Origin of the sequence: Rubripirellula obstinata, assembly GCF_001642955.1 — a bacterium.
Classification (GTDB): domain Bacteria; phylum Planctomycetota; class Planctomycetia; order Pirellulales; family Pirellulaceae; genus Rubripirellula; species Rubripirellula obstinata.
Genome location: NZ_LWSK01000064.1, coordinates 22,456 through 33,437, shown reverse-complemented (window position 1 = coordinate 33,437; position 10,982 = coordinate 22,456). Strand labels below are relative to the sequence as shown.

The 10,982-nt window shown below is 54.8% G+C and carries 7 protein-coding genes; 2 read left to right on the top strand and 5 right to left on the bottom strand.

Features of this window, described 5'->3' with window-relative positions; all coding sequences use genetic code 11:
• Positions 1-277: 277 nt before the first annotated feature.
• The 3 genes from RC85_RS15925 to metG are packed head-to-tail and all read right to left on the bottom strand — an operon-like array spanning position 278 to position 3,693.
• Positions 278-775, bottom strand: a complete 498-nt coding sequence (locus RC85_RS15925) for a GNAT family N-acetyltransferase (protein ID WP_068264605.1) — start codon at positions 773-775, stop codon at positions 278-280.
• The gene (locus tag RC85_RS15920; protein ID WP_149752704.1) at positions 775-1,611 is read right to left on the bottom strand and encodes an alpha/beta fold hydrolase; all 837 of its coding nucleotides are present in this window, start codon (positions 1,609-1,611) and stop codon (positions 775-777) included. The genes RC85_RS15925 and RC85_RS15920 overlap by 1 nt, the downstream gene beginning before the upstream one ends.
• A 42-nt stretch (positions 1,612-1,653) precedes the next feature.
• The gene (metG, locus tag RC85_RS15915) at positions 1,654-3,693 is read right to left on the bottom strand and encodes a methionine--tRNA ligase (RefSeq protein ID WP_068264601.1); all 2,040 of its coding nucleotides are present in this window, start codon (positions 3,691-3,693) and stop codon (positions 1,654-1,656) included.
• A gap of 401 nt (positions 3,694-4,094) precedes the next feature.
• On the opposite strand from metG, the gene RC85_RS15910 reads away from it, so the two are divergent.
• Positions 4,095-5,138 (top strand): DUF1559 domain-containing protein, encoded by a 1,044-nt coding sequence (locus tag RC85_RS15910; protein ID WP_084422730.1) that lies wholly within the window; start codon positions 4,095-4,097, stop codon positions 5,136-5,138.
• 1,089 nt (positions 5,139-6,227) lie between these two features.
• Positions 6,228-7,826 (top strand): serine/threonine protein kinase, encoded by a 1,599-nt coding sequence (locus RC85_RS15900; RefSeq protein WP_068264596.1) that lies wholly within the window; start codon positions 6,228-6,230, stop codon positions 7,824-7,826.
• Positions 7,827-7,963: 137 nt separating this feature from the next.
• Here the strand turns inward: RC85_RS15900 and RC85_RS15895 are convergent, their stop codons facing one another.
• Positions 7,964-9,181 (bottom strand): type II secretion system F family protein, encoded by a 1,218-nt coding sequence (locus RC85_RS15895; RefSeq protein WP_068264594.1) that lies wholly within the window; start codon positions 9,179-9,181, stop codon positions 7,964-7,966.
• A 58-nt stretch (positions 9,182-9,239) separates the two neighbouring features.
• Positions 9,240-10,928 (bottom strand): GspE/PulE family protein, encoded by a 1,689-nt coding sequence (locus tag RC85_RS15890; RefSeq protein ID WP_068264593.1) that lies wholly within the window; start codon positions 10,926-10,928, stop codon positions 9,240-9,242.
• Between the last annotated feature and the right edge of the window lie 54 nt (positions 10,929-10,982).

Genomic DNA, 10,982 nt, shown 5'->3' with positions numbered 1-10,982 from the left:
GCGGGGCGTAACGCGCGGGGCGATGCCCACGCGGCTAAACGAACTAAACCGTGTTTTCCGGGACCAAAACTCTTCACGGCGTGGGGCAGCCATCCGGGTGCTCGCGCACCCGGCAGGGAGCTGCCGGCCCTCCGGGCCTAACACGCAGTAACTGATGCGACGTCCCGAGCGAAAGGCGACTCTAAAAAGTCGTACGTTCCTTACGGCAGTGCGCAATGTTGCCGTAACTCGCTATGGCTCGCTACGGCCTACGTTTAAGGATCATCAATAGGAGTTCTTAAAGCAGCTTTTGTAGCAGTACGACATCTAGCCATTGGTCGTCCATGTGGCCAACCTCTTTTTGCGTGCCGATCACTTCGTAGCCGAGTCGTCGATGAAAGTCGATACTCCCTTCGTTGCCGGCGACAATGCGGGCCATCAAGTAGTGGATCGATTGCTGCTGGCAAGTTTCGATGAGCGCTTCCATCAACTGGCGGCCGATGCCCCGTCGCTTGGATTGATCGTTGACGTAAACGGCGCTTTCCAATGAAAAGCGATAGCCGTGTCGAACGCTAAACGGACGTGCGGATGCCCAGCCATCAAGCTGGCTTGAAAGAGAGTCTTCATTCTGGCATGCGACCACCCACAGTCCACTGTCGCTGCCATTTAAGAGCTGGCGTGTTTGGCCAATCGTCCAAGGATCTTTATCAAACGTGGCTCCACCAATGCGGACATAGTGGTTGTAAATCGACGCGATGCAGTCCGCATCACGATCATGTGCCTGACGAATGATCATCAAGAAGTACTCAGAGGTTGGGAAATTAATCTTTGCTCCCATAGCCAAACCAGCGATTGCGAAATCAACCGCTCATGATCATCGGTCGGAACGCCATCATGTTCTAAGCCTTCCATGGAAACAACTTGGTTTGGACCACCGTAACCGCTGATCAATCGATCCTGTAATTTCGGTGGCACCAGTGTATCTGACATCGATTTTAGAAAGACCGCTGGTGTTTTTGCCAGCGGTGCGGTGAACTCTGCGTTCATCTCGTCAATCAAGCTGTCGACGATCGGGTCAATGTACTTTCCCATCGGATACTTTTTTGCGATTCGCTTGACCACTGGAATCAAAGGTGGTGGGTTTCGAAGAATCAATCCGGCAATTCTTTGTTTTCGATCATTTGCCGCCAAGTGTAACGCCGGGTTGCACCCGAGGCTATTTCCGCAAAGCCAGAGGGTTGCGTCAGCCGCGTGCCGATTGAGAACGGCGTCAAAAAAGCTTGTGGCTGCCGCCGGCATTCCTGACAAGCTTGGGCGACCGCCGCTTCCACCGTAACCGGGCGGATTCCACGTCAGCACTAACCCTGAAACGTCGCCTGCGGAGGTGCCACGCAGTAGATTTCCAGGAAACACGCTCGATCGCTCGGCTCTTCCTGATGTGCCTGGGAACTTGACGACCACCAGGTCATGCTTATCTTTTTCGACACCAAACCGATGGCTGAAATACTCAATCGCATGCCCACCAACCGCGACGGTCATCCTCTGTTGAGTGCCCGGGTCCAAGGCATCACGACTGGGACGCAGCACCATGCGGTCGAGCAGGTAACGCCGGAAAGTTTGAGGTGAAATCAAAACGATAGAACCCGTTCAGGCAGCATCAGTGAACTCGCTAGATCAGTGAACTCGCTGGCCTGGTTGAGCCCCCTCATCGACGCCCAGGATGAAGACGTCCGCGCCACCGGGGCCTGACGCCGCCACCATTCCCTCGCTCATTCCAAATCGCATTTTGCGTGGCTTCAAGTTGGCGACCATCACGACCAGTTTTCCGACCAATGCTTCGGGTTCATACGCCGCTTTGATTCCGGCAAACACCTGACGACGTTCTTCGCCACCAAGGCTAAGCGTCAATTTCAACAGCTTGTTTGCCTCAGGCACGTGCTCGGCGGTGATCACCCGAGCCACGCGAAGGTCAACCTTGGCGAATTCATCGATCGTGATTTCATCGGCAAGCGGTTCCTCTTTCAACGGAGCATCAGAGTCGTTGAACGGATTCGCGGTAACGGCGTTTTGGTCGTCGGCCGCGTTGTCTTTACTTTCTTCAATCATCTTTTCTAAACTTTCTTTTTGAACTCGATCTAACATTCGTTTGAACTTCGCGGGCTGGCAACCCAGAAGCGGACTTTGACTCTGATCCCAGCTAACAATTTTTTCACCCAGCAATTCGCCGCACTGGTCAGCCAATTCGGGAAGCACCGGTGACAAATAGATTGCTAATTGCCTAAACAGGTTCAGTGCAACCGTGCAGACGTCTCGCAGTTCATCCTGGCGAGTTTCGTCTTTCTTCATTTCCCAAGGCTTGGCATGTTCGACGAATGGGTTGGCCGCGTCAGCCAATTCCATGATCAACCGCATCGCTCGGGCGTAATCACATGCTTCGTAAGCTTCGGCGATCTTTTCACCGGCTGCGGCTGCGTTGACGAAAAGCCCGCCATCGTCCGGGTAGGTTTCCGAAAGCCCGGTGGAGTTTGCAAACTTGCCAACCCGGCTGGCCAGATTGACGACCTTGCCAACCAAGTCGCTGTTGACCTTGTCGACAAACTCATCCATCGACAAATCCAGATCTTCCACCCGAGGCGTTAGCTTGGACGCGTAGAAGTACCGCAGGTAAGCAGGGTTGGAATGCTTTAGGAAGGTTTCCGCTGCGATGAAGGTGCCCGTGCTCTTGGACATCTTCTCGCCGTTGATGGTGAGGAAACCATGAATATGAACTTTGGTTGGCAACGAGAATCCAGCCGTTTTTAACATGCCCGGCCAAAACAGCGTGTGAAAGTAGGTGATGTCCTTGCCGATGAAGTGATGGATTTCGGTGTCTTCACTGTTCCACCAATCAGCAAGCTTTTCGTTGTTTGCGTCACACCATTGCTGAGTTGTCGCGACGTAACCGATCGGTGCATCGAACCAAACGTACCAGTAGTTTCCCGGGGCGTCGGGAATCTCGAAACCAAAGTAGGGTGCCGGACGGCTGATGTCCCAATCGCGAAGATCGTCTGAAAGGAAATGCCCCTTCAAGTAGTTCGCGATCTCGGTCTGCAACGCACCCGATTGATCCACCCATTCGTTCAAAAACCCATGCAGCTTTTCAAGCTGAACGAATAAATGAGTCGCCTCGCGAAGCACCGGAGTGGCACCGCTTAACGTGCTCTTGGGATCAATCAATTCCGCGGGGCTGTAGGTGTGGCCGTTGTTACAGTTGTCGCCGGCTTGATCGGTCAGACCGCAATGAGGACAGGTTCCGCGGACAAAGCGATCCGCCAAAAACGTTTCTGCTTCGGGGTCGTACAATTGCTCGATCGATCGCTCGGTCACCAAATCGGCGGCCCGCAAGGACTTCCAGAACTGCCCGCAAAGGTCGCGATTTTCGTCGCTGTTGGTGCTGCCGTAATGGTCAAACTCGATTCCAAAGCCCGCGAAATCACGTTGGTGGGCTTGGCTCATGTCGGCGATCAGCTCTTCCTCGCTACGCCCCTCTTTCCGAGCACGAATCATGATCGCGGTTCCATGCGTGTCATCCGCACACATGTAAAGGCAACGATTGCCAATCAGTTTCTGGAATCGCACCCAAATATCGGTTTGCAAGTATTCCACCAGGTGCCCGATATGAATCGGACCGTTGGCGTATGGCAGGGCGCTGGTGACTAAAAGGCGTCGGTTCATAAGGCGAAAGTCGGTCGTTGCGATTCGTGACAGATGAGATTGGCCGAGATTGTAGTCTGGTTGGTCAGAAACGACGATGGAGGACAAGCACCTGCAAAAGCGGTGCAGTAGAAGTAGGCCGTACTTCGCTCCGTTCACTACGGCCTAGATCTAATACGGCCGAAAGCAACTGAATAGCTTTCCTGAATCCTTTGGATAGATTTATTCACTGAAAAAGCCCAAATCAAGCTTGTGCAGACCCCAAACGGCACATAACCTCTCCTTCTTGCAAGTGATTCTCAATAACCGAAATCACTTTCAGGCAAGCCAGCCAGCGATCAGCAAGCCAGCCAGCCAGGACTCTCCACTCCTCTCTATTTGGCTATCGCTGCGAATTTCCGCAGCGGCTTTGAAAGATCGCTATGAAGAAGATGCATCGTCCCCATTCTGGGTTCACGCTGGTTGAATTGCTCGTTGTCATTGCCATCATCGGCATTTTGGTTGGTTTGCTATTGCCGGCCGTTCAATCGGCTCGTGAAGCGGCTCGACGCATGAGCTGTTCCAACAATATGAAACAAGTCGTTTTGGCGGTTCATAACTACGAATCGGCGATGCGTCAGTTGCCGCCGGTTTGGACCAAGCCGGCCAACAGCGGCAGCGGATGGTCGCTGCAAGCTCGGATCCTGCCGTTCCTGGAAAGCTTGGCCTTGGATTCAGCGATCGACTTTTCCGATGGCTACGACGCATCCACTTTGACGATCGCAGGTGAAACGCTGCCCGTGTCCAGTTTTCGAGTGCCGGCGTATCAGTGTCCAAGCGATCCCGGCGACACGCAGCGACTCGGTGACGACGGACCTGAACATTATCCAATGAACTACGCCGCCAACGTCGGAACTTGGTTTGTTTACGATCCCGGCAACTTTGATCGAATCGGTGACGAAATCGTCGGCGAAGGAGCGTTTACTCCCGCACAGACTCGTAAGTTCCGCGATTGCCTGGACGGTCTCAGCAACACGTTGGCCTTTGCCGAAGTCAAATCATGGACGCCTTATCTACGTGACGTTGAACTGCCGGGCGATCTGAATATGCCGATGGTTGAATCAGAGATCAGTGCTCTTGGTGGAAGTTTCAAGACGAACACTGGACACACCGAGTGGGTCGATGGTCGTTCGCACCAAGCAGGTTTCACCACCACGTTCACGCCCAACACCCGGGTGCTGCACGAGAGCGGTGGTGCGGTTTACGACATCGACTTCACCAATTTTCGCGAAGGCAAAACACCTTCAAATGTAAGCGATCCGGCGAAGACCTATGCAGCGGTGACTTCGCGTTCTTACCACACCGGCGGCGTTCAAGTTGGAATGCTGGACGGCAGCGTGCGTTTTATGAACGATTCGATTGATCGCGAGCTTTGGCAGAATCTATCAACGCGTGCGGGTCACGAAGTGGTCAGTGTACCTGAGTAAAAGTAGGCGAAGCATTTGCTTGTTTAACCGCGTGGGCATCGCCCCGCGCGTTGTGCTGGCCCGAACGCGCGGGGCGATGCCCAACGCGGTGCTTACTTAGCCCCGGATGGGGCGTCAGCACTCTGCCGGTGGCCATTGGCCACCGGTAATCAAACCAAAACCATGATTTGCCCCGGAGGGGTAATAGAGCCGGAATTTGGACACTTCTCGGTGAAGTCTACGATGCACCGCGCAGCGGGGGAGTTCGGGCGGCCGGGAGGTGGCGCGCGTTGCTGCGAATTCTCTCCCTCGCTTTGGCTCGACCTCTCCCGCGGGGCTTGAGAGGTGGGGTCCCTTGAAAATTACGGTCTATATGCAACTTACAGAAACCTAAAAGGTATCGCTCACCGAGAAGTGCCGAAGTCTGATCGCTTTCGCCCCATCCGGGGCTTCGGTTTTTGCTTCGTTTGATTCCGTGGGTCAAGACCCACGGCACCGTGCTTTCGCCCCATCCGGGGCTTCGGTTTTTTGCTTCGTTTGATTCCGTGGGTCAAGACCCACGGCACCGTGCTTTCGCCCCATCCGGGGCTTCGGTTTTTTGCTTCGTTTGACTCCGTGGGTCAAGACCCACGGCACCGTGCTTTCGCCCCATCCGGGGCTTCGGTTTTGCTGCGTTTGACTCCGTGGGTCAAGACCCACGGCACCGTGCTTTCGCCCCATCCGGGGCTTTGGTTTTTGCTTCGTTTGACTCCGTGGGTCAAGACCCACGGCACCGTGCTTTCGCCCCATCCGGGGCTTCGGTTTTTTGCTTCTTTTGACTCCGTGGGTCAAGACCCACGGCACCGTGCTTTCGCCCCATCCGGGGCTTTGGTTTTTGCTTCGTTTGACTCCGTGGGTCAAGACCCACGGCACCGTGCTGTCGCCCCATCCGGGGCTTCGGTTTTTGCTTCGTTTGATTCCGTGGGTCAGGACCCACGGCACCGTGCTGTCGCCCCATCTGGGGCTAAAGCGATGCCCAACGCGGTTTAACGTTTTGGCAAATGCTTTGTAGCGCTACCTGGCGGGATCAGCTACGGTTCGCTGCTGACTTGGTCTGTTTATACTCTCGGTATGACTTCCTCCAAACCTGTCGATGCATCTTCTGGCGGTTCGAGTTTTGAATCGGTGATGGCCGATTACATTGAGCGGACCGAAGCGGGCGAAACGCCGGATCCTGCCGACTACCTGCGACGGTTTCCTCAGTTCGCTGATGACTTGCGGACGTTCTTTCAGAATCATCATTGGCTGGCCGAGCCAGACGCTGCCGATATTTCAAATTCGCTGATCGGGAAAACGATTGGCACTTATGTGATCGAATCCGAGATCGCTCGTGGGGGCATGGGCGTCGTGTATCGAGCACGACAAGCGGGTTTGGATCGGCCGGTGGCTTTGAAGTTGATTAGCACCGGTGTCTTGGCCAGTCGTGAAGAGCGACGTCGGTTTCGTACCGAAGCCGAAGCGGCGGCCAGGCTGCATCATCCGGGAATTGTTGCGATCCATGAAACCGGGGATTGGCAGGGCTATTTGTTTTTCTCGATGACGCTGGTGGAAGGTCCAACGCTTCAAAAATTGATTGACGATTGCCCCTGTGAATTTGATTGGGCCGCCGCCATGTCGGTCTCGATTGCGCGTGCGGTCGGCTACGCCCACCAAGCCGGAATCCTGCACCGCGATCTAAAGCCGGACAATGTATTGATGTCCGATGACGGGCGGCCGATGCTAACCGATTTTGGGTTAGCCAAATGGCATCGCGATGGAACGCTGCTGACGCAAACCGGCCAGGTGCTTGGCACGCCAAACTACATGAGCCCTCAGCAAGCGTCCGGCGATGCGGCGATTGATCAAACTAGCGATGTGTATTCGTTGGGCGCGATTTTGTACGCGTTGTTGACCGGCACGCCGCCGCACGGCAGTGGCTCGGCAGCCGAGATTTTGCAAAGCGTTCTGCATGACGACCCGATGCCCCCGAGAGGTTTACGTTCAGAGATTCCCGCGTCGCTGGAAAACATTTGTCTGAAAGCGATCGCCCGCGAACCTAACCAACGATACCAGTCTGCTGACGCGATGGCGGATGATTTGGAATGCTGGATCCAAGGCAATCCGGTTGCGGCGGACCAAAGCGGATTGCTGGGGCAGGTGGCTAGAGAGTTGCGTCGCGACCAGCACCAGCGACACTTCGCGGCCTGGAGTCGAACGCTGCTTTGGATCGGTGGAATCATCTTTTTGGCTCATGCCATCATCACGACACTCGATGCATTGGACTATCCGCGGTGGCTTTCTTTTTGGACACCCAGGTGGTGCATGATGGTTGCGATTGCTTGGGTGATCTATCGAGCCCGTGATGGTCAATTGACCCCGCGAACGATTGTCGAGCGACCGGTCTATTCGATCTGGTTGGGTTACCTATCATCACTGGCTGCGATGAACTTGCTGGTCTTTATGAGTGTCATTCCAGCCGAGGCAATGTTTCCCGCCACCGCAGTGCTGAGTGGTTTCGGTTTCCTATCGATGAGCGGTCACGTTTGGGGCGGTGCAGCAATCATCGGGCTGATGTTCATGGTGACGGCTCTGGTGCTGCCGTTCTTGAGCGTGTTCGCACCCATCGTCTTTGGTGCGATGTGGTTGGTCGCCCTGATTACTTTGTCAAAGCATTACCAGCAGCAAAGGTGACCCGTGGTAATCGGTAAACGCCACCATCCACCTCCACACGGCCTACGTTTAGGGATCGCCGAGTAATTCGTGGCAAAGAGTCCCGTATGTGAGGACTCGTAACCTCTTCCACTACGACACTGATTGTTCACGTGATGCTAAAGTGCCGTGCTGCTCTTCAGCACGGGTACCAGCAACGCCATCACCACACCTAGCACCAAGATCGCCATCACTAACAACATGATGGGTTCCAGAAGCCGGACGAATAAATCGAGGCGACGGAAGGTGACTTTTTCAAGCGAGTCGGCGATTTCAGGCAGGACCGTATCCAGGGAATTGCTCTCCTCACCGACGCTGATCATCTCGATGACCGATGCAGGGAAATAGCCTGACGCTCGCAAGGGTGACGCCAAGCTTTCGCCGCTTTTGATGTTCTCAGTTGCGTCGGTAACGGATCCGCTAAGCAGTTGATTGCCAGCGGCAGTCGAACTAATTTCAAGCGATTTCAAAATCGGTACACCGTTACCGAGCAGTGTTCCCAACACTCGGCAAAATCTTGCAACGGCCAGGTTCATCAAGATATTCCCCAGCACGGGAATCTTCAATTTCCAACGGTCCAAACGGTTTCGGCCTGCGTCGGACTTAAAATGCAGGTGCAATGAAACCACGCCGGCGACTAGGCCAATCAGCAGGATCCAGCCATAGCTTTGCAGCAGCATGCTGAAGTCCAACAACCACTCGGTCATCTTTGGCATCTCGCCCTTCGCCCGTAGTCTTTCAAAAAGCATGTCGAACTTGGGCACAAAGAAAACCAGCAACGCGGACAAGACAATGCTGCCGACTGAAAACAGGAAAATCGGGTACGCCATCGCGCTAACGGTGCGGCCTTTCAAATCTTCTTGCAGTTCGGTGAAATCGCCGACGCGATTCAGAGCGTCTTCCAGGAACCCGCCTTCGCTACCGGCGCGGACCATGTTGCATCCCATTTCACTGAAGACACGAGGGTAACGCGCCATCGCATCGCCCAACGTTTCGCCGTCTTCCACCTTGCCGCGAATCTCTTGCACGATTTCTTTCAGCACAGGGCTGCTGGATTGTTCGCCCAAAACATTCAGCGCCCGAACCATCGGCACGCCGGCTCTTAAAAGCGACGCAAGCTGGCTGTAGAAGACGGACATCGTTTGCCCGTTGACGTTCTTTCGCCCGCCAGGAATCAACGACAGTCCGCCACTCGCCGATGCGGCCTCTTTGACTTGAACCGGGAACAGCGACCGTTCCGACAGTATCGACGCCACGTCACGTTCGCCGCCAGCTTCTAGCGTTCCAGTGACCTGTTTTCCGGTCATGTCGCGAGCGATGTAGGTGAAGTTTGGCACGAAAGAAGTTTGAAGAGTGAAGAGTGAAGAGTGAAGAGTGAAGGGTGAAGGGTGAATGTTAGGGCAAATCGCCCTTGGTGACTCTGAGGACTTCGTCGATCGTGGAAACGCCTGCGATCACCTTGTCAAACGCGTCCATTCGCAATGTTCGCATGCCACCTTTGACGGCTTCGCGGCGGATGTCCCAACTGCTGGCCCTTTCTTGAGCCTGGGTTCGGATGGCATCGTTGGCGACCAGCAATTCGTAAATCCCCAACCGACCACTGTAACCAACACCGCGGCATTCACGGCAACCGACGGCTTGGAAGATCGGTTCGCCAGTCATACGATCGTGAGGGAAATCTGGTGGTAGGTTGGCATCGCTTGGATCGACTTGCTCTTTGCAGTGCGGGCACAGACGGCGAAGCAAACGCTGGGCCATCACGCCTTCGACTGTACCGGCGACCAAGAACGGTTCGACGCCCATGTCGCCCATCCGCGTGAATGCACTGGCCGCATCGTTGGTGTGCAGCGTGCTGAAGACGAGGTGACCGGTCAGCGAAGCTTGAATTGCACTTTCGGCGGTTTCCAAATCTCGAATTTCACCGACCAGAACCACGTCGGGGTCATGTCGCAAAATACTTCGAAGCGACGCGGCGAACGTGAGTCCAATTTTTGGGTGAACTTGAATTTGATTGATCCCGTCAAGCTGATACTCGACCGGATCTTCGGTGGTAATGATCTTTGTTTCAGGGCTGCGGATTTGCAGCAGGCTGCTGTAAAGCGTCGTCGTTTTACCGCTACCGGTTGGCCCGGTCACCAACACAATCCCGTGCGGCAGTTCAATGATCTTGCTGAACCGGTCATAGATCTCGCGTGACATCCCCAAGCTTTCCAGCTCGAAAACCATCGACGCTTTATCCAAGATCCGCATCACCAAGCCTTCGCCGTGAATCATTGGAATGATGCTCAAGCGAATGTCGACTTCGCGACCATGGACTCGCAGCTTGATTCGCCCGTCTTGCGGCAAACGTTTTTCGGCAATGTTCAAGTGCGCCATGATTTTCAGGCGACTGATGATGGCTGCTTGAAAACGATTGATCTCGGGCGGCGTCGGTTGAGTGTGCAGGATGCCGTCGATGCGAAAGCGAACCAGCAGTCCATTGCTTTGTGATTCAATGTGAACGTCACTGGTACGTGACTGAATTGCTTCGAGCAGAATCTCGTTGACCAGCCGAACGACGGACGCTTCCTGCGCCATCTCGCTCAGCTCGCTGCCATCGGTCTCGATTTGCTCAAGCAATTCGACGCCGTCCTCATCGGCTTTGGCGGCCATCAAACCTTCGATCGTTTCGCTACCAACACCGAGGTGCCGATTCATTAACCGAGCAATTTCTTCGCGCTGTGCGACCACGGGAATGATGCTGCGTCCGGTCGCAGCACTCGCTTCGTCCAGCGGGTACAAGTCCAACGGGTCGCTGGTCGCGACGATGATTGAATCGTCGTCAAAGCCGATCGGGAAGAGTGAATTTCGATAGATCAACTTTTGAGGAAAGTTCTCCAAAGCCGACAGGTCGATTTCAGTGGTTCTCAAATCGACGTAATCCAACCCGATCTCATCCGCCAATGCACGCAGCGCGTCGGGTTCGCTGACGTAACCGAGCGTCACGGCCGCCTGCAGCACTCCACCGGCATCCGATTGCATGCTTTGTTGCAATTGATCGTCGCTAAGCAGTCCGCGGCGTTTCAGGATCAGTCCGGCTTGCATGAGATTCTAGATCGATCGGGAAGGAAAATGGAAACAATGCTTCGTTGTGGGCGA

Bases quoted from the DNA above. Each gene is read 5' to 3' on its own strand.
- RC85_RS15925 (WP_068264605.1), bottom strand. From the start codon at position 775: ATGATCATTCGTCAGGCACATGATCGTGATGCGGACTGCATCGCGTCG.
- metG (WP_068264601.1), bottom strand. From the start codon at position 3,693: ATGAACCGACGCCTTTTAGTCACCAGCGCCCTGCCATACGCCAACGGT.
- RC85_RS15910 (WP_084422730.1), top strand. From the start codon at position 4,095: ATGAAGAAGATGCATCGTCCCCATTCTGGGTTCACGCTGGTTGAATTG.
- RC85_RS15900 (WP_068264596.1), top strand. From the start codon at position 6,228: ATGACTTCCTCCAAACCTGTCGATGCATCTTCTGGCGGTTCGAGTTTT.
- RC85_RS15890 (WP_068264593.1), bottom strand. From the start codon at position 10,928: ATGCAAGCCGGACTGATCCTGAAACGCCGCGGACTGCTTAGCGACGAT.